Here is a 21735-nt window from a genome sequence, read left to right on the forward strand (position 1 = left end):
GTTTGGGGTGGTCAACGCATGGGGGAAAGTGTCGCATGGAAGCCGGCGAGGCGCAGCGCGGCTGTCCGTCGCCTAAGATAGCCCCATGAAGATCCAACTGCTTTCCGACTTGCATCTTGAAACCGATCCCACCTTTGTGGCACAACCTTCGCCGGGCGCCGACCTGCTCGTGCTGGCCGGCGATATCGGTTCGTACCGCCAGGGTTCACGGCTGGAACGGGACGACTTCGGCCTGGGCACCTATTCGCCGCGCCACGGCTGGCCGACGCCTGTCCTCTACGTGCCGGGCAATCACGAATACGACAACGTGGATTTCGACGAGACGCACGCGCGCCTGCAAGACCTGTGCCGCGCGCTGGACATCCAGTGGCTGGAACGCGAGACCACCGTCATCGGCGGCGTGCGCTTCATAGGCACGACCCTGTGGACGGACTTCGACGCGCTGGCCGCGCCGGACGACACGCTGGGTGAAGCGTTGAAAAAGCGAGCGAAGGCTTTCCGGGCGGCGGACTTCTATCTGGAAAAAGCCGAGATGCGCCGGCATGGCGCGCCCTTCATGGCTGAACAGATGCGCGAGCAGGGCCTGGCCTGTCAGGCGTGGCTGGACGCCGCCCTGCGTGTGCCTTTCGACGGCACGACGGTGGCGGTCACGCACTTTGCGCCTACGTTGGCTAGCGCCGATCCGCGCTATGGCGTCACGCCCGGCACGGCGGGGTTTTGCAACGCGCTGGATGGATTGCTGCCGCTGGCCGACGTGTGGATTCACGGGCATCTGCATTGCGCGCAGGATTACGTGAAGGAGGGCTGCCGGGTGATCGCGAATCCGCTGGGGTATGCGAAGAAGGGGGAGCAGGCGGATTTCGACCCCGGAAAATTGTGGGAGTTGTGAACATCGTCCCCGGGACCCCGGCGGTGTCGATCAATGACCCTTCGGCGTGGTGAATCGTGCAAAAAAGCCGTATCGAATTTCTGTTCGTTGCACTTTCGCATCCGGCCCCACGTACACATCCACTCGGCTGAACGGTCCGTTTATTTCTACATCGTCCCACTTCTCCCTAACGACGCTGATTCCGGTCCAGTGGTCGGGCTTCTGGCGCCAATCTGCGAAATAACCGTTCGATTCGCCAGGATCAAGAGCGCCCCGTGAAAGGTACAAGTCGGTGTCGTAGATATATCCGATTGGCTCCTTTGCGGCAGCTGAATAATGAATTGCCACGACCGGCCGGCAGAAATACAAGAACAGGACGGTGGCGCACAACGCATAAAAGATTGCCCTGCAGCCCGGCCTCAATGATGATCTGGCTTTCATTCATCGCATCCTATCGCGGCCGTTGGGTTCGTGTGCAGCGGGCTCGCAAGGCTGGCTTGGCTGCGTGAACCGCGCGAGAAAACCATGCCGGGTCTCCGTTCGCTGAATCGTTGCTCCGGGGCCGACGCAGACATCGATCCGGCTGAACGGCTGGCTAATCTCCAAAGCGTCTGCACTGTCGAACGGAAACGAGAGCAGGTAATGCATATCAGCCCGAGGAAACATCGGAGTAGGCACCACTACCGTCTCCCCCGGGGCGAGCCCGCGCTTTATGGTCGAGTAGTCCACCATGAAGAAGAATCCGATCGAATCCGAAGCTTCTTGTGAATAGTGCAGCGCCACAATCGGCCTGCAATGAAACAGGAACAAGATCCACAAAAGCGGGGCCGCCACCAACGCAGTTGCAATTCGCTTGATCAAGCGCCTGCTCATGTCGGACCACTCCCGACGCACTTGTGCAGCCTTTTTGCGTTGTCCCGCCATGTGCCCCACGGAACGGGCACGGCACTAATTTTTTCTAGCAACGTGGCTACGGTCAGCGCGTGAGGTTCAACCTCATCACAAAGCTCTATTCCCAGCATGATTGAAATGTGGTCCGGCCGGTCGTCCGCGCTCGCGGGCCACGGGCCGTTCTCGGGATGATTCTGCTGTGTCAGCTTCGTCCAGCCATCGAACATGGCCTGTGCCAGGCCCGCACCATTTATCAGTTCGGCAGCGCTAAAGCCAAGTGCTACGCCAACATAGCCATAGTGGATGTTCGACCAGATGTCCAAGTAATAGTCGTGGTCGCCGTACTTCTGCCAACCCTTATTCAGATTTTGGCCGAGCATGCGCTTCAAGATCGGCTTGTGGTCCCAGGGTCGGTCCGGACCGACCCTCTCCGCCCACATGCCGTATGCAGCCGCCTTTCGTCCTGCTGCTGCGCCGTCAAAGTCTGGCGGCTCGCCCAGCCGTAAGTACCACGGCCGCCTCTGCCATTCGGCACGGGGCGCTTGGGGATTCGCACTGTTCGCGCGGAGAATCTTCCTTCCTTCAATGGAAAAAGGGTTGGTCTTCATTTCCTGAACAATGAATTCAGCCAGCGGGACCGCTGTGTCCGCGTGTCTGCAGGTGACATTCCCCAAGCCATTCGGAAGAAACTTAGCAGGCGAGGTGCCACCCTCCGAACGGCCAATTTCCGAGGGACTTGGATTGCTGAACGCACGAACAATCCCTCCCGGCCCAGGATCCACCCGCGCGAACCCTTGACTCGCGATCAGCGCAGCGCCGCAGGCGGTCTTCATTCCCTCTATGGCGACCAGGCTGTCACCGACGGCGAAGCTGGGCACGCCCTCGATGATGGGAAATACCCCTTTGCATTTAGGGCAGTCAACCTTGTGGCCCAGGCCTGCCGCCGCGCGGCCGTCGATGTCGTAGGACGAAAACCCCTCCAACACCGTTCCGCCATGGGTTGTCTTGTCACCAACACGAATGATCGGGCGCGCTGTCATCATTGCTCCAGGCAATTACTGATGCGCGAAAGTCTGAGCGTCGTAGAAATCGACTTGAATCAGATAAACGCGAAAATTGCCTGACTCACTTTTCTCCCGTGATGCGACGCACGACCTGCCCCCCCGCTTGAAACAGGCGTGCCAGCGGCTGCATTACAGAACTTGCCCCTCGGAAATGAAAAAAGCCCACCGCTTTCGCAAGTGAGCTTTTCGGTTGTAGACCTCGAAGGAGATCAACCGCTTTCCATCAGGGCATGAACGGCTTCCCGTCCTGCCCTGCGCGCATCAAGGCGCCGGATTCGGATGACGCACGTGGATCTGGTTGATCGCATCCAGCACCTCAGCCGACAACGTCACATCAACACTGTCGATGTTTTCCTTCAACTGCGCCAGCGACGTCGCGCCGATCAGGTTGCTGGTGACGAACGGGCGTTGATTCACCCAAGCCAGCGCAAGATGCGTCGGCGAGATGCCATGCTTGCGCGCCAGTTCCACATATTCGCGCGTGGCGGCTTCGGCCTGGGGGTTGCTGTAGCGGGTGAAGCGCGTGTACACCGTCAGTCGGGCGCCGGCTGGCTTGGCGCCGTCCAGGTACTTGCCGCACAGCATGCCCATCGCCAGCGGCGAATACGCCAGCAAGCCCACGCCTTCGTGATGCGTGAATTCCGACAGGCCGATCTCGTACACGCGGTTCAACAGGCTATAGGCGTTCTGGATCGACGCGATGCGCGGCAGGTCGGCGTTCTGCGCGTGGCGCAGGAATTGGCTGACGCCCCACGGGGTTTCGTTCGATACGCCCACGTGGCGCACCTTGCCGGCGCGCACGAAGTCCTGCAGCACCGACAGGGTTTCTTCGATCGGCACGGTGTGCTCGTCTTCGACCCACGGGTAATTGAGCTGGCCGAACGTCGCGGTGGTGCGGTCGGGCCAATGCAGCTGATACAGGTCCAGGTAATCCGTCTGCAGGCGCTTCAGGCTGGCGTCCAGGGCCGCGGTCAGATTCTTGCGGTCCAGGAAGGTCTTGCCGTCGCGGATGTGGCCGGGGCGCTTGGCATCGCGCACGGGGCCGGCCACCTTGCTGGCCAGCACGATGTCCTGGCGGCGGCCGGTCTTTGCCAGCCACGTGCCGATGTAGGTTTCGGTCAGCCCCTGGGTTTCGGGCTTGGGCGGCACGGGATACATCTCGGCCACGTCGACCAGGTTGACGCCGCGCTCCAGCGCGTAGTCCAGCTGCTGATGCGCGTCGGCTTCGGTGTTCTGCTCGCCCCAGGTCATGGTGCCCAGCCCGATCAGGCTGACATCCAGGTCGGTACGGCCGAGTTTGCGGTATTTCAAGTTCTGCTCCGTGCGGGTCTTGGGGTTAAGAAGCGACACCTTACTCCAAGATGTTGGCGTTTCGCTGACAGGATCAGCCTGGGGCCGGCCGATCCTGCGGGCGCGCCCGCCCTTAGAACGTTCCCCGCAACGTCAGCATCGCATTGCGCGGCGTGCCGTAAACGTTGTTGCCGTTCAACGTGCCCACCTGCTGGTAGTAGACGCGGTCGGTCAGGTTGTTGACGTTGAGCGTCATGTTCCACTGCGGTGTGAGCTGGTAGCGCACCATGGCGTTCAGGATGGCGTAGCCGCCCTGGTTGAAATCGAACGGCGCGAAGGCACCGCTCGCATCGCGCGCCGTGCCGGACACGTAGCTTGCGCTTTGGATGAGCATGCTGCCCCCCACCGTCCACTTGGTCCAGTCGCCTGGCAGTCGATACGCGGTCGCCAGTTTGAACAGGTGCTTGGGCGTCACGCTGCTGTAGACGCTGTCAGTGCTCTTGTCCTTGGTGGTGTTGAACGTATAGCCGGCGGTCATCTGCCAGCCCGTGGCGAGCTCCCCGCTGAATTCGACATCGACACCCCGGCTCACCACCTTGCCCTGCGCCGTGTAGCAGCAGGCCCCGTCATAAGCGCTGCTGCTGCTGTCGTAACGAGGATCGAGGACCGCGGTGCCCGTACGTTCGACGTTGAACAGGCTTAGCGTGGCGTTGGCGGCGCCGTCCAACAGCTCGCCCTTGATGCCGGCCTCGAAGCTCTTGCCCTTGATGGGGGGCAGCGAGCTGCCCGGCGGCGGGCCTTGCATGACCAGCGGCTGGGGCTTGTAGATGGCCGAATAGCTGCCGTAGACCGACCACTGGTTGTTCAGGTCGTAGATCAGGCCGCCGTATGGGGTGATCTCGGTGGATTCCTTGAACTGGGCATCCTGGAACACCTGCCAGTCGGCCGCGCCGCGCTTGGTGCGGATGAGCTGCGAGAACTCGTAGCGGCTGACGCGGGCGCCGGCCACGACGCTCAGGCGGTCGGTGGGATGCAGGCGCAGCAGGGCGTACCCGCCGACCTGTTCCTGGCCCCACGGGCCGTAATGCGCGCTGTAGTTGTAGTCCGCGTCCGTCCTGCCGGGATTCCACGCGCCCGGGTTGAACGGATCGACGGGATCCTTGTAATTGATCGCGAGGTTTGAGTTGACCCAGTCGCTGCGCACGCGCTGCCAGTCCGCGCCCACCACGAATTCGTGCGTCTGGCCCAGCAAATCGAAGGCGCCGCTGAGGTTGGCGTCCACCATGTCCTGCTTGTTTTCGGAGTTCGCGCGGCCGGCGCCCCACGTCAGTCCCTTGTACGTGATGGGGTCCACGGAACCGGACGTGTAATTCCAGATGCGATCGGTCTTCTGGTCGGTATGCGTCGCGTTGAGCTTGGCGATCCAGCCATTGCGGAACCGATGCTCCAGCTGCCCAAACACTTCCCAGCGATCGGTGTCGTCGTACGCCCAGGGTTGCGAGAGGTTCGCGCTGCGCGACAGGCCCAGATCGGCGCCGTTGCTGTAGCGCGGCAGTGTAGGCGGCGCACCGTCATTGTTGATCTGGCTGTAGTTGCCGCCCACGGTCAGCAGCGTATCGGGACCGAGGTCGGCTTCCAGCACGCCATACAACGCGGGCCGCTCGGTGCTGCGGTGATCGATGTAGGAGCCGCTCTTCTGATAGCTGAACACGCCGCGGGCGCGCACTTTGCCGTTTTCGGTAAGCCGGCCGCTGGCGTCGATCTCGCTGCGGTAATCGTCCCAACTCCCGGCGCCCAGCGTCACCTTGAGCTGATCCTGCGCCAGCGGCTTCTTGCGCACCAGATTGATGATGCCGCCGGGATCGCCCACGCCGCCCAACAGGCCCGAGGCGCCGCGCATCACTTCCACGCGGTCGTAGAAGGCCATCTGCTGCTGCGGATCGTAGTTATAAGAACCCAGCGCCAGCGGCGCGCCGCCGTCGAGCTGCATGCTGGTGATGGCGAAACCACGCGAAAAGAAGTCCACGCCGTTGTACGTGATGCCGGGAACGGCGAGCAAGGCCTGGCGCACATCGGTGATGTTCTGGTCTTCCATCTGCTGCCGGGTCACGACCGAGACGGATTGCGGAATCTCGCGAAAACTCTGCTCGGTCTTGGACGCGATGCTGGTGATGCGCGTTGTATAGGATCCGGTGTTCTCCGTCATGCTGCGGCGTTCAGCCATGCCGATGACGGTGACGGCGTCCAGCACATCGGCGGCGCCTGCCGTCAGCAGGTAGCGATCGCCCTCACGCCGATACTGCAAGCCGCTGCCCTTGAGCAGCGCAGCCAGCGCCTGGTCGGCGGTGAAGCTGCCGCGCAGCGCCGGCGCGGCCTTGCCGGCCACGATGTCCGGTGCGAACAGGATCTGCAGCCGCGTTTGCTCGGCCAACTGGAGCAGTGCTTCGGACAGGGGTAGCGGAGCGATGTCGACCTGCACCGTGGCGGACTGGGCGTAAACGGACGAAGCACCGAGGCCGCTGGCCAGCGCAAGCGCCACCGACAGCGCCAGGCTGCCCATGGTCAGTCTGGCCGGCAAGGGACGCCTGCGCGGCGCACGAAAGGTGATACGGGAATGTGGATTCAAGACGGGACTCGTTCGATGATTGCAGCGGGCGCTTTGCGCCCGATCCCTTGGCCAAGGATCGTGACGGGCCGGCCGGGTGCAAATCGGCGGCCTGCCATGTACTACGAATCAGCGAGCAAAAGTCCTGAATGTTTTCCGCCGCACAGTTGTTTCTGTTTGAAACAGCGATGTATCAGGCCGGCTCCGGCTTGAGATCCAGCAGAATTCCGCCAGCCGGCAGGCGGTGCAACACGACCGGCAGCACGCCCGGCAGGCCCTCCACGATGCCTTCGGGATCATCAAGCCTGAACGAGGCGGTTAGGCGGAGCCTGCTGACGCGATCGTTGGCCAGCCGCAAGGGGTGCTGCAGATAGCGGTTGAGCTCTTCGACCACGGCCGCTAAGGGCGCATTGCGAAATACCAGCCGGCCGTTGGTCCACGCCAGTTCGGCAGCAAGGTTGACGGCTTGCGGGCCGGGCTGGCGGCCATCGCCGTCAACGAGCGTGCCCTGCCCCGCGCTCAACAGGTTGCGGCTGCGATGCCACCAGGGTCCGCTGCGGACCTCCACCACGCCCTGTTGCACCGCCACGCGCACTTCCTGCGCGCCCCGCCGGACGTTGAATCGCGTGCCGGTGACCTGAACGGTTGCGGGACCGGCTTCCACGTAGAAGGGCCGAGCGGCATCGGGCCTGACGTCGAACAGCACCTCGCCGCGCGTGAGCGTCACGACCCGTCTGTCCTCGAAGAAGGCCACGGCGGCCTGGGTGTCCGTGTTCAGTTCAAGCACGCTTCCCTCGGCCAAGGACACGCTGCGCCGTTCGCCCTTGCGCGTGGACAAGTTGGCGGCGTATTCCGGCCGGCCGGGTCCGCCGCCGAAAGTGAGAGCGGCGGCGCCCGCAGCGCCCGCGCAAAGCAGCACGGCGCCGGCGCGCATCGCCCTGCGACGTCCGAGGTTTGGACGTTCGGGCAGTTCTCCCCCATACAGCCGGCGAATCGCGTCGTCAGGCAACGCCAGGACTGCGCGGCTCACCATCTGCTGCGCCTGAAACTCGGCCTCGTGTTCAGGCCGGGCGCGCCGCCACGCCAGCAGCTCGGCATGCTCGGCAGCGCTCAAGTCGCCAGCGTGCAGGCGCGCAGACCAGCGGATCGCCTCCGCGGCGACGGGACTATCGCCAATCATGGGGATTCAAGGCGGCCCGCACATGCTGGCACGCCTGCATCACGTAACGTTCGATGCTGTTGACCGACAACGCCAGCGTCACCGCGATCTCTCGGTGCGTCCAGCCTTCGATCCGGTTCAGCACATAGGCGCGACGGCAATTGAGCGGCAGCTGCACCAGCGCGGCTTCGACCGCCGCCATCAGTTGCCTCGCCCGGACGGTCGCTTCGGGGCTGGGCACGCAGGGCTGGTCCTGTTCGGGCAGATCCTGCCACGCGATGTGCGGATTGCGCGTATCCCGCCGCCACGCGTCGATACGGCGATGCGCCGCCGCGCGGAACAGGAAGCGCCGGGCGTGTTCGACGGTCGTGACGTCGCTGCGCGAGAGCAATTGCTCGATGGCGTCGTGCGCCGCGTCCTCGGCATCGCTGCGATTGCCGAAGCGATGCGCGAACGCCTGCATGAACTCGCCATACAACGCGAGCCAGCCAGAAAGCTGGGAATGAGGCTGAGACATGTCGGACGCGGGATTGAGAGCAATCGGCAATTATTGCAAATCATTATCATTTCTTCAAACCTGATACGCGCACGGGCGTCACAGGCGCATCACCCACCATGCGGCTGACTATTGTCGCCGCGGGGCAATCGGCATACTCTGGACCGCCCCATTCGCGCCAGGAAAAGACATGCTCAGGGAAGTTGACGAGGTCATCCTCTTTTTCGTCGTGCTCATCATTTTCCTGGGCGTCATCGAGGTCGGCTATCGCCTTGGCCGGCGCCTGCGCAAGCCGGCCGACGAGGCCGCCAAGACGCACATCACCGCACTGCAGACCGCGCTGCTCGGCCTGCTGGCCCTGTTGCTGGGGTTTACGTTCGCCATGTCGGTCACGCGGTTCGAGACGCGCAAGAACCTGGTGCTGGAAGAGGCCAACGCCATTGGCAACGCCTATTGGCGGTCGCAGCTCATTCCTGCCGAGCACCGGCCGGTGGTGGCAAAGATGCTGCACGAATACACCTCGGCGTCACTGGACTATCACCTGGCGGACCGGGATTCGCCTCGCTTTAACGCCGCCAACGCCACCGCGCGCCGTATCGAACGCCAGATCCGGAAGGCGGTCGCGGAGCGGGCGGAGAATCCGCCGTCCATCTCGACCATCATGTTCATCCAGGCCATCAACGAGATGGCGCAGGTCAACGAAAAGCGCCGCGTTGCGCTCGAGAACCACGTGCCCGAGCCGGTGTATTACCTGCTCTTCATCGTGGCCGGCGGATCGATGGGCTACATCGCTTACGGCACCGGTCTGTATGGTCGGCGCCGGCCGATCTCCACCGGCATGTTCGCCGCCCTGATCGCCTTGGTGCTGACCTTCATTCTGGATATCGACCAACCGAGCGGGGGCCTGATCGAAGTCGGTCAGGAGAGCATGGAACGCATGCAGGCCACGCTTGCCCAGGAAATGCAGCAATAGCGCGGCCGGCATTCAGGCAAAAATTTCAGGCAAGCAATTCAAGCACCTCGTCGCCCCGGTCGTCGAACGTGCCCGTCGACGTCCAGCCCAGGTGCCGGTAAAAGCCATATGAACGGACGGCGGGGTCGCTGGCGCATCCCAGGATCAGCCGCTGAAAGCCCAGCGCCTTCAGGTCGCGCACGACCAGATTCAAGAGCGTCTTGCCCGCGCCATGCCCCTCGAAGTCAGGCAGCAGCGCCAGCACCACGATTTCACCTGTCTGCGTGTCGCCAAAACAGTACCCGGCGACCTTGCCGTCGACCGTTGCCACGTAGCCGGGCAGCGAGCCGTCCTGGACCGCCGCGGTCCATGATTCGAGCGTGACGCCGACCGCGGCGAGGTCCGCTGCGGAAAACGCGTTCTCGCGGGTCTTGCCGCGGATGTCGATACAGGCCGCAACGTCTTCGCCGCGTGCGGGACGGTAGATGAGTTCCATGTTTCCTCAGTCAAAAAAACGCCGCAGGAACGGGGCGGTCACGCCCGCGTTGCCGCGGCTGACGGCTTCCGGGGTGCCGGCCGCGACGATAGCGCCGCCCTCTTCGCCGGCGCCGGGACCGACGTCCAGCATCCAGTCGCTGCCCGCGACGACGCGCAGGTCGTGTTCGACCACGACGACGGTATTGCCGGCATCAACGAGGCCATGCAACTGCGTCATCAACTTGTCCACATCCGCAGCGTGCAGGCCCGTGGTGGGCTCGTCCAGCACGTACAACGTGTTGCCGCGCTGGCTGCGCTGCAGTTCGGTGGCCAGTTTGATGCGCTGGGCTTCGCCGCCAGACAGTTCGGTGGCGGGCTGGCCCAGGCGCAGATAGCCCAGGCCGATCTCGGCCAGCAGCGTCAAGGGGCGCGCCACCACCGCCTCGTCCTTGAAGAAATCGCGCGCTTCGTCCACCGTCATGTCCAGCACCTGGGCGATGTTGCGGCCATTCCACTCGACTTCGAGCGTCTTGGCGTTGTAGCGGCTGCCGTGGCACGTGGGGCACGGCGCGTACACGCTGGGCATGAACAGCAGTTCGACGTGGACGAAGCCTTCGCCCTCGCAGGTCTCGCAGCGCCCCTGCGCGACGTTGAAGGAGAAGCGACCCGCGCTGTAGCGTCGGGCGCGCGCGGCCTTGGTGTCGGCGAACAGCTTGCGCACGTGATCGAACAGCCCGGTGTACGTGGCCAGATTGGATCGCGGCGTGCGGCCAATGGGCTTCTGGTCCACGTTGACCAGCCGCTTGATGGCCTGCCCGCCTGCATGCAGCCGGCCCGTGGTGCGCGGCAGGTTGCCGGGCTGCGGCAGGTCGCTGTCGGGCTCCTCGGCCGGCAGTTCCTGGCCCAGATGCTCGCCCACCAGTTCGACCAGCGCCTGGCTGACCAGGCTGGATTTCCCCGAGCCGGACACGCCCGTGACCGCCGTGAACGCGCCCAGCGGAAAGCGCGCGTCCACCCCATGCAGGTTGTTGCGATGAATGCCGCGCAGCTCCAGCCACCCGGCCGGTTCGCGCGGGGTGCGTCGACTGGCGGCGCGCGTGTCGAAGAGGTACCTGGCGGTGATCGATTCCTTCACCTTGCGCAAGCCGTCGGGCGGACCGCTGTACAGCACCTGCCCGCCGTGCTGGCCCGCGCCCGGTCCCACATCGACCAGCCAGTCGGCGCGGCGCAGCGTGTCCAGGTCGTGCTCCACGACAAACAGCGTGTTGCCGCCCGCTTTCAGCTCATCCAGCGCGCGGTGCAGCGCCTGGCCGTCCGCGGGGTGCAGGCCGGCCGACGGTTCGTCCAGCACATACACCACGCCGAACAGGTTGGAGCGGATCTGTGTGGCCAGCCGCAGGCGCTGCAACTCGCCGGGCGACAGCGTGGGCGTGGACCGGTCCATCGCCAGATAGCCCAGACCCAGCGCCTGCAGCGTGCCGATGCGCTCGACCAGATCATGTGCAATGCGCTGCGCGGCGATGCGCTTCTCGGGCGACAGGTCCGGCGTGCGGCGCACGTCGCTGCTGCCGGCATGCGACAGCCCGCCAGCCGCGACGCGCTTGGCGTTGGCACGCACGCCCGCGGCCTTGCTGCGCGTCGATCCAGACTGCGCCGCGTGTTCGTCGAACCGGCCTTCGGCGGCGGGCGCCAGGACCTCTGCGATGCGGGCAAGCGGCAGTTGCGACAGGCTGCCAATGTCCAGGCCCGCGAACGTCACGGACAGCGCTTCCCGCTTCAGGCGCCGGCCGCCGCATTCCGGGCACGGCGCGCCGGTCATGAAGCGCGCCACGCGCTTTTTCATCATGGCGCTCTGCGTGGTGGCGAACGTGTGCATGACGTACCGGCGCGCGCCGGTGTAGGTGCCCATGTAGCTGGGCTCGGTCTTGCGGCGCAACGCCGCGCGCGTCTCGGCAGGCGTGAAGCCGGCGTAGACCGGCACCGTGGGCTGTTCGTCCGTGTAGAGAATCCAGTCGCGGTCCTTCTTGGGCAGGTCGCGCCACGGCTTGTCCACGTCGTAGCCCAGCGTCACCAGGATGTCGCGCAGGTTCTGGCCATGCCAGGCCGGCGGCCACGATGCGATCGCGCGCTCGCGGATGGACAGCGACGGGTCCGGCACCATGGATGCCTCGGTCACGTCGTACACGTAGCCCAGGCCGTGGCAATGCGGGCAGGCGCCCTGCGGCGTGTTGGGCGAGAAGTCTTCGGCGTACAGCATGGGCTGGCGGGCCGGATAGGTGCCGGCGCGCGAATACAGCATCCGCAGCATGCTCGACAACGTGGTGACGCTGCCGACCGTGGAGCGCACGTTCGGCGTGCCGCGCTGCTGCTGCAACGCCACGGCGGGCGGCAGACCATCGATGGCGTCGACGTCGGGCACACCCACCTGATCGATCAGGCGCCGGGCGTACGGCGACAGCGATTCCAGGTAGCGGCGCTGCGCTTCGGCGTACAGCGTGCCGAATGCAAGTGACGATTTGCCCGATCCGGACACGCCGGCGAACACCACCAGCGCATCGCGCGGGATGCTGACGTCCACGTTCTTCAGGTTGTGTTCCCGCGCGCCTCGCACGCGGATGCAGGCATCGGGGCCCGGCTTCGAAGGATTCTTGCGCTGGCTCATGGCTGAAATAGTAATGGACCGGACGGCGGATGCCTTCGCGGGCGTGGCCAACCGGGTGAGCGGCGCCTCATCCCATCGCAGGAGACCGCGCGCACTGATGCATCCATACCGTTGCAACGGGCGCCATCCCGACGCACGCGCGGCGCCGCGCATTGCCGTTGACGGCGCCATGGCGCTGCTTTAATTTCGCTACACGCGAAACGGCAGGGGCGGCGCAATGCGCCGCCTTTGTCGTGCTGCCGGCAGCATCGGCGCGACCGCGCTGCTTCCGACTGCCGGGCAGGCTGCATCCCTTGCGGCAGGACTTGATGACCACATTGCTGAGGGCAAGACATGGTGATCTCGATTTCCGTCCTGGTCGTGGGCGCGGGCCCGGCCGGCCTGTTGACCGCCGCCGAATTGCAGCGCCGCGGCGTTGACTGCCTGCTGATCGATGCGCACGAACGCCCGTTGGATTGGGACCGCGCGACCGTCGTGCATCCGCGCTCACTTGAAATCCTGGATGCGCTGGGCATCATCGAACCCCTGCTGGCTGCGGGCGTGAAGCAGCGGCGCGCCCGCATTCACGCGGGCGGCAGCGAACTGGGCATCATCGACCTGGAACTGGCCGGCAGCCGCTATCCCTTCAACATCGGCATCTCGGAAGAAGTCACGGAGACGGTGCTGGCCGACCATCTGGCGCGGCTGGGCGGCAAGGTCACGCGCGCCACGAAGCTGGTGGGATTGCAGGAACAGGACGACGGCGTGTTGGCCACCGTGGAGCGCGGCGGCAAGCTGTCGCAGGTGCTGGCGCAGTGGGTCGTCGGCTGCGACGGGCATCACAGCACCGTGCGGATGCTGACCGGTATCGAGCAGGACGGCCACGACATCAATCAGCCGTGGGCCGTGTTCGACGCCACCATCCCCGACTGGCCGGAGGCGTTCGAGGCGAATTACGCCTACCTGGATCAGATTCCGGTGATTCTGACCGCACTGCCCGGCGAGCGTTGGCGCGTCTACCTTCGCCCCAGCTCCGCGGAGTCGGACCTGGTCGAGGACGCGCTGTCCACGCTTCGGCGTTACCTGCCCGACGCCGGCTTTTACAACGTCTCGCACCCGGCGCGCTTCGAATGTCACACCAAGGTGGCGCGCGCGTTCCGGTCCGGCCGCGTGCTGCTGGCGGGCGACGCCGCGCACACGTGCAGCCCGGCGCAGGGACATGGCATGAACACCGGCCTGCAGGATGCCTACAACCTGGGCTGGAAGCTGGCGCTGGTCTGCCAGGGGCATTGTTCGCCCGCGCTGCTGGACAGCTATCACGCCGAGCGCCGGCCCGTGGCAGACATGGTGATGGCGTCGGGCGATGCGGCCGAAAACGCGCAAATGGCCCACGGCAACGCGGAGCGGCGCGCGCGCGATCTGGCGATCCGCGCGGCCTTCGGCAACGCCGAGGCGCGTCACCGCGAGGCCGTGTCGGAAGCCGAGCTCGATATCGACTATGCCGGGTCGCCCATCGTGATGGGTGACCGGCACGATGCCATCTGGCCGGGCCAGCGGCTGCCGGACCATATCGACGTGCGGTTTTCCACCGGCGGCCGAGGCAAGCTGCACGAGTACGCCAAGCGGCGCGGCCACACCGTCCTGTTGATTGGCGGCCCCGGCACGGCGCAGCAGCCGCTGTCGGACCTGCGCCGCCAGCTGATGGCGCTGGCTGACGGCTACATCATCGAGGTGGTGGTGGCTCTGACCGCCAGCGATGGCGTCACCGACGTGGACGCCTACCTGGAGCCCGCCACGGCGGCCCGGATGGGCGTGGGCGACATGATGCTGCTGGCGGTGCGGGCGGACGGCCACGTCGGCCTGCGGGCGGAGCAGCGGCACGCCGAGACGCTGTCGGCGTACATTGAACGGCTGCGCCAATCCGCGCAGACGCCATGACCTAGGGAAATCCCCAAGTAAATCTGTGTCGATCCGGGTGCCGGCGGTTCGTCGTAGTCATGCACCCACCCTCAATTCAAGGCGGACTACACCATGACTACCGGAACCGTACGACACCTGCGCGTCCTGCGCGCCTCCCCCGACCGCGTCTATCGCGCCTTTCTCGAACCCGATGCCGTCGCCAAGTGGCTTCCGCCGTATGGCTACACCTGCTCGGTCCAGGAACTGGACGCGCGCGTGGGCGGCAAGCACCGAATGGCGTTCCGCAACTTCGCCACCGGCCACCTGGAGCCGTTCGGCGGCGAATACCTGGAGCTGGTGGAAGGCGAGAAGATCCGCTACACGGACCGCTTCAACGATCCCGCCCTCCCGGGCGAGATGACGACGACCATCAACCTGCGGCAGGTCTCGTGCGGCACGGAACTGACCATCGTGCAGGAGGGCATTCCCGAGGTCATCCCGACCGAGATGTGCTACCTGGGCTGGCAGGAATCGCTGCTGCAACTGGCCCGGCTGGTGGAAACCGATACGCCCGACGGCCCGGTGCGCGACTGAGGCCGCCGGCGCGAACGGCATCGACTCCGATACGTTTGTTCATCTTTTGACACCATCGGGTCGCGCGCAATGGCCCGACTCCCTACAAAATGTGGCGCGCCCCAGCGGCGCTGCGCGGGCCGTAACATGCTGGCCCGCGCGCATCCCACAAGAAGGAAGAATCGTGTCAAAAGTGTTTGCCCTGCTGCTCTGCGCCGCCCTGCCCGCCGCGGCATTGGCCGCCCCCGATACCGAGCCCCTGAAGCTGAACGCGGACAACAAGCTGTATTGCAACGCCCAGACCGATTGGTGCGTGGGCATCAAGACGGACGGCGCGTTCAACGAGAACGGTCCCTTTGCGACCAGCAGGACGCTGCGCGCCGACTACCGGTTCTGGGACTCGCCCGACATTCCCGACTTCAAGGACTTCAAGGTCTGGCCGGAACTGATCCGGTTGAGCGAAGAGCGGGCGCTGGTCGGCGTGATCGGCCCGTCGGAGCCCGACTTCAAGGCGTCGACGCCGTTCTCGGGCGGCGGATTCGAGCGCCGGGATCTGTATCTGTACGACGTCAGTCTGGGCGAGCAGGCCGGCGCCAGCCTGGTGCTCGTCATGCCGTACACGGCCGATGCCTCCATCCGGGCGTGCTTCAACGAGGCGGACCACGAAAAGCGCGCCGGGCAGTGCAGCGATGTCTATCAGTTCACGGCATCGTTGAAGGCCCTGCCGGGCAAGGAACTGCCGGATCTGCAGGTGAAGACGCAGGCCACCCGCTCGCCGGCCGGCGCCAGCCGTCTCGCGGATTCAAGCGCGCGGCCCGCGCTGACCAAGGCGCAGCTCGCGCCGCAGGCGGACAAGCAGTGCAGCTACACCGTCACCTACACATGGAATGCCGGCGACGCGACGTACCAGCCGGCCACGCCGCTGCCGGATTGCGCCGAGTTCCTGTCGGCGGATCCGGCTGCGAAGAAGTAGGCGGCGGCTTGACGTTGGCCGGTGTGGGACACCGGCCTTCACGCTTATTCCGCGTATCCCGGATTGCGCCGGTCCAACCGGCGCAGCAGGCCCGGCCACGCCAGCTGGGCCTTGTGGGCGCGGTCAGCCGGCGACTCCACCGCCGCGCGGGCCAGGATGTCCGCGGGGATGTGGGTCAGTTCGCCGCCCGCCTGGGCGCGCACCTGCACCATGCAGGCCGCTTCCATCCGGTGCATGGCCTGGAAGGCCTCGGCCATGCTCTGACCCACGGTCAAGAGGCCGTGGTTGCGCAGGATGAGGTAGTTGTTCGCGCCCAGGTCGCGCACCAGGCGCGGCTGCTCGTCGGGATTGAGCGCCAGGCCTTCGTAGTCGTGGTAGCTGAGCGAGCGCAGCACGATGAACGCAAACTGCGACAGCGGCAAGAGGCCTGCCTTCTGCGCCGACACCGCCACGCCGTTGATCGAATGCGTATGCAGCACGCACATCGCATCCTTGCGAGCTGCGTGGATACAGCTATGGATGGTGAAGCCGGCGGGATTGATGTCGTATTCCGAGTCCATCACCTTGTTGCCGTGCAGGTCGATCTTGACCAGGCTGGACGCGGTGATCTCGTCGAACATCATCCCGTAGGGGTTGATGAGGAAATGCTCCGTGCCCGGCACCTTGGCGGTGATGTGCGTGAAGATCAGATCGTCCCACCCGAACAGCGCCACCAGCCGGTACAACGCCGCCAGGTCCTTGCGGACCTGCCATTCCGTTTCGCCGACCTGTTCGCGCACACTGGCGCCCTGCTTGCCTGCCGTATCCATCCTGTCTCCGTATTGTTGGTGTCGGCCCCGAGCCGTTGCGCCGGGATCCGTCATGCACTGTATTCCTTTTCGCGCCCGGCGCGCACGGCGGCACCGCGGCGGCGTCCGTCTGGTGAAACAGCCCAAGACCCATTAACCTGTGAGCCACGTCCGAGGAGACTCCGAGAATGCTGCCTGCACTTTACGGTCATCCCTTTTCGTCGTACACGCAGAAGACACTGATCGCGCTGTACGAAAACGCCACGCCGTTCGAGTTCCGCAGCATCGGGCCTGACACGCCCCAGCATGCCGCCGATTGGATGCAACGCTGGCCGCTGCGCAAGTTTCCCCTGCTGGTCGACGGCGAACGCAACGTCGCTGAATCAAGCATCATCATCGAATACCTGCAACTGGCCCACCCCGGCCCCGTCCGGCTGATTCCCGCCGACTCGATGGCCGCGCTGGACGTGCGCTTTCTGGACCGCTATTTTGACCTGCACGTCATGTACTGGATGCAGCACGCGGTGAACGGTGCGCTGACCGGCGACCCGGCCAAACGTGACGAAGCGCGGACGCTGGCCGCGCAGAAGCTGGAAACGGCGTACGCCTGGATCGACGCGCAGCTTGCCACGCGCACGTGGGCGGCGGGCAGCGACTTCACGCTGGCCGACTGCGCCGCTGCGCCCGCCTTGTTCTACGCCGACTGGGCCCATCCGATTGCCGACGCCTATCCGCATCTGCGGGCCTATCGCGCGCGGCTGCTGGCGCGTCCGTCGTTCGCGCGGGCGGTCGACGAGGCCCGGCCCTACCGCACGCTCTTTCCGCTGGGCGCGCCCGACCGCGACTGACAGACCCTTCCTTGTCGGCTCCCACAAACAACGACAGCCGCGACCCCCGCGCGGCAACGTGCGAGAATCCCCGCCATTCCCTCCCGGATGAGGACGCCCACCGTGCAGCAGACCTTGCCCCGCCACCTGCCTACCTTCCTGCGCTCGCACCTGGAGTCCCTATCCGGCGTCGGCCTCATGCTCGGCACGCTGTTCTTTGCCGCGGCGCTGACGCCCACTCTCATCCCCCGCACCCACGTCACGCAGGGCGTCCTTGCCGGCACCTGCCTTGCCGCGGGATATGGCCTGGGCGTGCTGTGGCATTGGCTGTGGGCCTACATGGAACTGCCCGAGCCCCGGGGCCGGACGGCGCGCATCATCAATGCCGTCATCGGCCTGCTGTGTGTGTCGGTGGCGATCGTTTTCCTGGGCCGCGCGGCCGAATGGCAGAACACCATCCGCGCGCTGATGCAGATGGAACCCGTGACCAGCGCACATCCCATCAAGGTCAGCCTGATCGCCCTCGCAACATTTGCCGTGCTGCTGGCGCTGGCGCGGCTGTTCAAGCTGATCGCCCGCTATCTGACCCGGCAGGTGCGGCGTGTCGTACCGCGGCGCGTGGCCAACGTCACGGGCGCGGCCATCGCCCTCCTGATCTTCTGGCTGCTGGCGACCGATGTGTTCTTTCGCGGCGCGCTGCACGTGCTGGACGCCTCGTTCAAAGAATTCGACGCGCTGCTGGAACCCGAACGCCCGCAGCCGACCGCCGATAACAAGACGGGCGGTCCGGCGTCGCTGATCCGCTGGAATGAACTGGGCCGTGCGGGCCGCGAATACATCGCGTCGGGCCCGACAGCCAGCGAGATCACCACACAGTCGGGACGCGAGGCGCTGGAACCCATTCGCGTCTATGTCGGCCTGCGCGGCGCGGCCACCCCGCAGGCCCGCGCGCAGCTTGCGCTGGACGAGATGAAGCGCGTCGGCGCCTTCGACCGCTCGGTGCTGGTCGTCATCACGCCGACCGGCACGGGGTGGGTCGACCCCGCCGCCGCCGACTCGCTGGAATACCTGCTCAATGGCGACGTGGCCAGCGTGGCAATGCAGTATTCGTACCTGTCCAGCCCGCTGTCGCTGCTGGCGCAGCCCGAATACGGCGCCGAGGCCGCGCGCGCGCTCTTTCAGGCGGTGTATGGCCACTGGACCACGCTGCCCAAGGACCGGCGGCCCCGGCTGTATCTGCATGGCCTGAGCCTGGGCGCCATGAACTCCGCCGGTTCGGCCGAACTGTTCGAGATGATCGGCGACCCGATCCAGGGCGCGCTCTGGAGCGGCCCCCCGTTTGAAAGCCGGGTCTGGCGCAAGATCACGGACGCCCGCAACCCCGGCTCGCCCGCCTGGCTGCCCGAACTGCGCGATGGCGCGTTCGTGCGCTTCATGAACCAGCACGGATCGCCCGTGCCGGCCGACGCGCCGTGGGGGCCGATGCGTGTCGTCTACCTGCAATACGCCAGCGACCCCGTCACGTTCTTCGACTATCGCGACCTGTACCGTCCGCCCGCGTGGATGAACGCGCCGATGGGGCCGGACGTGTCGCCCGAACTGCGCTGGTATCCCGTGGTGACCATGTTGCAGTTGGCCCTGGACATGGCGGTGGGCACGGCGACGCCCATGGGATATGGACACGTCTACGCGCCGCAGCATTATGTGGATGCGTGGGTCGCGGTGACCGGCGTGACGGACTGGACGCCCGATGGTCTCGAAGGCCTGAAGCGCTATCTGCTGGAGCGCGCGCAGGCCGCGATGGAAGACGAGGACGGCGACGAAGGCGCCTATGAAGGACGCGGAGGTTAGGCGCGGCAGGCGCAGCTCATGAATCACCCATCGCAGGATCGATTGACGTCGTTTTTTTATGCGCGCGATGACGTGTTGCGCAGCCGCAGCGTCAGCAGCCGGCTGCTCGCGGGCCACCTGGACGTGCCCACGCCGCCGGCGCGTCTCCTTGCCGATTGGGATCGCGAGATCCGCACGCGGCTGCTGCTCGAACCCGGCGACGTCGAGCAGATGCCGCTGTCGCGCACCCACGCGCGCTGGCCGGAATTCGGCGTGTGTGTGCAAGCCATGCGCGACTGGACGCGCGCGCTGGGGCTGGGCGATGCGCTGGCCGCCAGCGACATGGCGCTCATGGCCTGCCGCGGCGCGCGCTATCACCACGACGGCAGTCAATACGGCAGCGCGGCGTTCTGCAATCTGTTCCTGTCCGACGACAAGGGTCTGGACGTGCATTTTCCCGGCACCGGCCACCGCATTTCGCTCACACGCGGCGTGGCCATCGTCTTCGACACCTGCCAGCCGCACGCCGTGATTCCCCGGCATAAAAGCGAGTATGACGATGCGGACTTTGCCGATGACCGGGATCTGTCGCAACTCTTTCTGTCCTGGGAGCTGCCGATCGAAGATCCGGCGGTTGCGCAGGCGCTTGGCATCGTCTTCGATGTCGACTCCGAAACGGCGTCGCGGCTGGAAGAGGAACAGGTCTGGGCGGACGGCCGGCGCGTCAGCGTGAACCCCGGCGTTGGACAGTGGCGGTCAGCAGATTGAAGCCCCGACGCGTCGGGTATATTGACCGGCCCACGTCTCAGGGTCCACCACGCAGATGCCTTCTCCCATTGCTCGCCCGCTTTCGATTCCGTTTGGCGCCTTGGCGCTGGCCCTGCTGATGCAGGCGTCCGGTGAGGCCAGGGCCGCCGAGCGCACCGTCTATACGGGCATGCTGCAAGGCGTGGGCGACATCGTGATGGAGCTGGACAGCGCGGCCGCCGATGGCGAGCTGACCGGACGCTACTTCTATCCCAAGAACGGCGTCGACATTCCGCTCAAAGGCACCGGCAAATCGCTGACCGAGCCGCTGACGTACCAGGCCGCGAAACAGCCGGGCGCAAAGCCTGCCGCCACCTGGCAAGGCACGCTCGACGCGCAGGGCTATCGCGGCGTCTGGATCGACACGCGCACGGGCAAGCAACGCAGCTTCACGCTCACGCGTGTCGCGCAGTACGACGCCAGCGCGCTGACGCCCGATGGCGGCATCGAGTTTGGCGTAGAGATCGACGCGGCCCGCGTGCCCTACGACACGCTCAAACTGGCGGGCCATGCCGAGCCCGTCGGCGACGACATCGGCAGCGCCACCGTGGCCTATCGCATGTGGCGCGATCCGCGCACGCAGTTCAGCTATCCGCGCCTGTCGCGGCATCCGGACAAGCAGGTCATGGCGCGCGTCAACCATCTGCTCGAACAGCGCCACTGGCGCATGAGCCACGCGGCGCTGGCCTGCAAGGCGTCGGCCTACACCAGCGACGGCCCATCCGCGGGCACGCTGGGCAACTACGAGGAAGAAGTCGTCAACGTGCCGTGGTTGTCCAGCGCGATGATGACGGTGACCGAATCCGGCAGCCTGGACTGTGGCGGCGCGCATCCCAACAACCACTTCGATCCCTACACGCTGGACCTGCTGCGCGGCGAAACGCTGGATTGGAACCGCGTATTCGACGCCTACGAGCCGAACAACCGCGAACCGCGCCCCGCGCTGAAGGAACTTGCCGGTCAGGTACAGAAAACCCTGGCGGCGCGCGACGAGGCGGGGCTGACGGAAGACCGCTCCAAGGAAGGCTGCTGGGATCTGTGGCCGACTTATCTTGCGTTGGGCGCGACCGCTCCGGGTGCGCTGAGCCTGTCTGTGTCGGGCGTGGGGCATGCATCGGGCGTGTGTCTTGGCACGCTGGCGCAGGTGCCGTTCAGCGATCTGGCCGCGTATCTGAAGCCGGGCGGACAGGCGTACCTGGTGCGGGACTGACCACANNGCCCGCGGAGCCGGCACGCGTTGCGCGCCACGTGAGCGCGCTGCCCCGTTCAGGCTCAGCGCCGGAATCCGCCACCGCCCCGGAACCCGCCAAACCCGCCAAAGCTGCGCCCCTCCATCCCGCGGCCCTGCCAGCCGCCCTCCCCGCGCCCTTGCCAGCCACCTTCGCTGCGTCCCTGCCAGCCGCCGTCGCTGCGGCCTTGCCAGCCGCCCGCGGAATCGCTCATGCGGTTCTGCCAGCCACCGCCATACGCGTCNTCCGTGCGTTGCGTCGAATAGTCCCGCGCCTGTCGTTGCGAGTTCAGATAATTTGATTGCGCGCTGGGCTGGACCGGCTGCCATCCGGACGACGTGTGCTGCTGCCAGCCGTTGTCGTTGT

19 protein-coding genes are annotated in these 21735 nt (G+C 65.8%); 9 read left to right on the forward strand and 10 right to left on the reverse strand.

Annotation, left to right across the window (positions count from 1 at the left end; genetic code table 11):
• Positions 1-85 precede the first annotated feature (85 nt).
• Positions 86-889, forward strand: coding sequence for a metallophosphoesterase (locus tag B3446_RS23610; protein WP_291385829.1), 804 nt, complete (start codon positions 86-88; stop codon positions 887-889).
• Between the two features lie 30 nt (positions 890-919).
• On the opposite strand, the gene B3446_RS23615 is transcribed toward B3446_RS23610, so the two are convergent.
• From B3446_RS23615 to B3446_RS23645, 7 genes are all read right to left on the reverse strand, one after another.
• On the reverse strand, positions 920-1309 hold the full coding sequence (locus B3446_RS23615) for a hypothetical protein (RefSeq protein ID WP_291385831.1): 390 nt from the start codon (positions 1307-1309) through the stop codon (positions 920-922).
• Positions 1310-1729, reverse strand: a complete 420-nt coding sequence (locus B3446_RS23620) for a hypothetical protein (RefSeq protein WP_291385833.1) — start codon at positions 1727-1729, stop codon at positions 1310-1312.
• Positions 1730-1737: 8 nt separating this feature from the next.
• Positions 1738-2802 (reverse strand): PAAR domain-containing protein, encoded by a 1065-nt coding sequence (locus tag B3446_RS23625; protein ID WP_291385834.1) that lies wholly within the window; start codon positions 2800-2802, stop codon positions 1738-1740.
• A 282-nt stretch (positions 2803-3084) separates the two neighbouring features.
• Complete coding sequence (locus B3446_RS23630) at positions 3085-4134, reverse strand: NADP(H)-dependent aldo-keto reductase (protein ID WP_291385836.1); 1050 nt, start codon at positions 4132-4134, stop codon at positions 3085-3087.
• 112 nt (positions 4135-4246) lie between these two features.
• Positions 4247-6691 carry a TonB-dependent siderophore receptor gene (locus B3446_RS23635; RefSeq protein WP_291385838.1) on the reverse strand — a complete coding sequence of 815 codons (2445 nt, stop codon included), beginning with the start codon at positions 6689-6691 and terminating at the stop codon, positions 4247-4249.
• A gap of 220 nt (positions 6692-6911) precedes the next feature.
• Positions 6912-7898: a FecR family protein gene (locus B3446_RS23640; RefSeq protein WP_291385840.1), complete on the reverse strand. Its 987-nt coding sequence runs from the start codon at positions 7896-7898 to the stop codon at positions 6912-6914.
• On the reverse strand, positions 7885-8394 hold the full coding sequence (locus tag B3446_RS23645; protein WP_291385842.1) for an RNA polymerase sigma factor: 510 nt from the start codon (positions 8392-8394) through the stop codon (positions 7885-7887). The genes B3446_RS23640 and B3446_RS23645 overlap by 14 nt, the downstream gene beginning before the upstream one ends.
• A gap of 169 nt (positions 8395-8563) precedes the next feature.
• Between B3446_RS23645 and B3446_RS23650 the strand changes: the two genes are divergently transcribed.
• Positions 8564-9346 (forward strand): hypothetical protein, encoded by a 783-nt coding sequence (locus B3446_RS23650; RefSeq protein WP_291385844.1) that lies wholly within the window; start codon positions 8564-8566, stop codon positions 9344-9346.
• A gap of 25 nt (positions 9347-9371) precedes the next feature.
• Here the strand turns inward: B3446_RS23650 and B3446_RS23655 are convergent, their stop codons facing one another.
• Together B3446_RS23655 and uvrA are read right to left on the reverse strand one after the other, a co-directional pair.
• Positions 9372-9821, reverse strand: a complete 450-nt coding sequence (locus B3446_RS23655; protein ID WP_291385845.1) for a GNAT family N-acetyltransferase — start codon at positions 9819-9821, stop codon at positions 9372-9374.
• Positions 9822-9827: 6 nt separating this feature from the next.
• Positions 9828-12464: an excinuclease ABC subunit UvrA gene (gene uvrA, locus B3446_RS23660; RefSeq protein WP_291385846.1), complete on the reverse strand. Its 2637-nt coding sequence runs from the start codon at positions 12462-12464 to the stop codon at positions 9828-9830.
• 333 nt (positions 12465-12797) lie between these two features.
• Between uvrA and B3446_RS23665 the strand changes: the two genes are divergently transcribed.
• From B3446_RS23665 to B3446_RS23675, 3 genes are all read left to right on the forward strand, one after another.
• Entirely contained in the window at positions 12798-14381 is a 1584-nt protein-coding gene (locus B3446_RS23665) for an FAD-dependent monooxygenase (RefSeq protein WP_291385848.1), read from the forward strand.
• A 93-nt stretch (positions 14382-14474) separates the two neighbouring features.
• Positions 14475-14936: an SRPBCC family protein gene (locus B3446_RS23670; RefSeq protein WP_175122728.1), complete on the forward strand. Its 462-nt coding sequence runs from the start codon at positions 14475-14477 to the stop codon at positions 14934-14936.
• Positions 14937-15099: 163 nt separating this feature from the next.
• Positions 15100-15888 carry a hypothetical protein gene (locus B3446_RS23675; protein ID WP_291385850.1) on the forward strand — a complete coding sequence of 263 codons (789 nt, stop codon included), beginning with the start codon at positions 15100-15102 and terminating at the stop codon, positions 15886-15888.
• 44 nt (positions 15889-15932) lie between these two features.
• On the opposite strand, the gene B3446_RS23680 is transcribed toward B3446_RS23675, so the two are convergent.
• Complete coding sequence (locus B3446_RS23680; protein WP_175137640.1) at positions 15933-16697, reverse strand: class II aldolase/adducin family protein; 765 nt, start codon at positions 16695-16697, stop codon at positions 15933-15935.
• Between the two features lie 167 nt (positions 16698-16864).
• Between B3446_RS23680 and B3446_RS23685 the strand changes: the two genes are divergently transcribed.
• The 4 genes from B3446_RS23685 to B3446_RS23700 all read left to right on the forward strand — a co-directional run bounded on the left by B3446_RS23685 (position 16865) and on the right by B3446_RS23700 (position 21350).
• A complete protein-coding gene (locus B3446_RS23685; RefSeq protein ID WP_291385852.1) occupies positions 16865-17524 on the forward strand; it encodes a glutathione S-transferase family protein in 660 nt (219 codons plus the stop codon).
• Between the two features lie 102 nt (positions 17525-17626).
• Positions 17627-19354: an alpha/beta hydrolase gene (locus B3446_RS23690; protein WP_224776715.1), complete on the forward strand. Its 1728-nt coding sequence runs from the start codon at positions 17627-17629 to the stop codon at positions 19352-19354.
• 18 nt (positions 19355-19372) lie between these two features.
• Positions 19373-20101, forward strand: a complete 729-nt coding sequence (locus tag B3446_RS23695; protein WP_291385855.1) for a hypothetical protein — start codon at positions 19373-19375, stop codon at positions 20099-20101.
• A 55-nt stretch (positions 20102-20156) separates the two neighbouring features.
• Positions 20157-21350 carry a hypothetical protein gene (locus tag B3446_RS23700; RefSeq protein ID WP_291385857.1) on the forward strand — a complete coding sequence of 398 codons (1194 nt, stop codon included), beginning with the start codon at positions 20157-20159 and terminating at the stop codon, positions 21348-21350.
• Positions 21351-21735: the final 385 nt, after the last annotated feature.

The organism is Achromobacter sp. UBA5777, from assembly GCF_002418565.1.
GTDB classification, from domain to species: Bacteria; Pseudomonadota; Gammaproteobacteria; order Burkholderiales; family Burkholderiaceae_B; genus Achromobacter; species Achromobacter animicus.

Coding starts and splice junctions, on each gene's coding strand:
- B3446_RS23625 (WP_291385834.1), bottom strand. CDS start 2,802: ATGATGACAGCGCGCCCGATCATTCGTGTTGGTGACAAGACAACCCAT.
- B3446_RS23700 (WP_291385857.1), top strand. CDS start 20,157: ATGCCTTCTCCCATTGCTCGCCCGCTTTCGATTCCGTTTGGCGCCTTG.
- uvrA (WP_291385846.1), bottom strand. CDS start 12,464: ATGAGCCAGCGCAAGAATCCTTCGAAGCCGGGCCCCGATGCCTGCATC.
- B3446_RS23640 (WP_291385840.1), bottom strand. CDS start 7,898: ATGATTGGCGATAGTCCCGTCGCCGCGGAGGCGATCCGCTGGTCTGCG.
- B3446_RS23615 (WP_291385831.1), bottom strand. CDS start 1,309: ATGAAAGCCAGATCATCATTGAGGCCGGGCTGCAGGGCAATCTTTTAT.
- B3446_RS23665 (WP_291385848.1), top strand. CDS start 12,798: ATGGTGATCTCGATTTCCGTCCTGGTCGTGGGCGCGGGCCCGGCCGGC.
- B3446_RS23670 (WP_175122728.1), top strand. CDS start 14,475: ATGACTACCGGAACCGTACGACACCTGCGCGTCCTGCGCGCCTCCCCC.
- B3446_RS23650 (WP_291385844.1), top strand. CDS start 8,564: ATGCTCAGGGAAGTTGACGAGGTCATCCTCTTTTTCGTCGTGCTCATC.
- B3446_RS23645 (WP_291385842.1), bottom strand. CDS start 8,394: ATGTCTCAGCCTCATTCCCAGCTTTCTGGCTGGCTCGCGTTGTATGGC.
- B3446_RS23685 (WP_291385852.1), top strand. CDS start 16,865: ATGCTGCCTGCACTTTACGGTCATCCCTTTTCGTCGTACACGCAGAAG.
- B3446_RS23695 (WP_291385855.1), top strand. CDS start 19,373: ATGAATCACCCATCGCAGGATCGATTGACGTCGTTTTTTTATGCGCGC.
- B3446_RS23655 (WP_291385845.1), bottom strand. CDS start 9,821: ATGGAACTCATCTACCGTCCCGCACGCGGCGAAGACGTTGCGGCCTGT.
- B3446_RS23680 (WP_175137640.1), bottom strand. CDS start 16,697: ATGGATACGGCAGGCAAGCAGGGCGCCAGTGTGCGCGAACAGGTCGGC.
- B3446_RS23610 (WP_291385829.1), top strand. CDS start 86: ATGAAGATCCAACTGCTTTCCGACTTGCATCTTGAAACCGATCCCACC.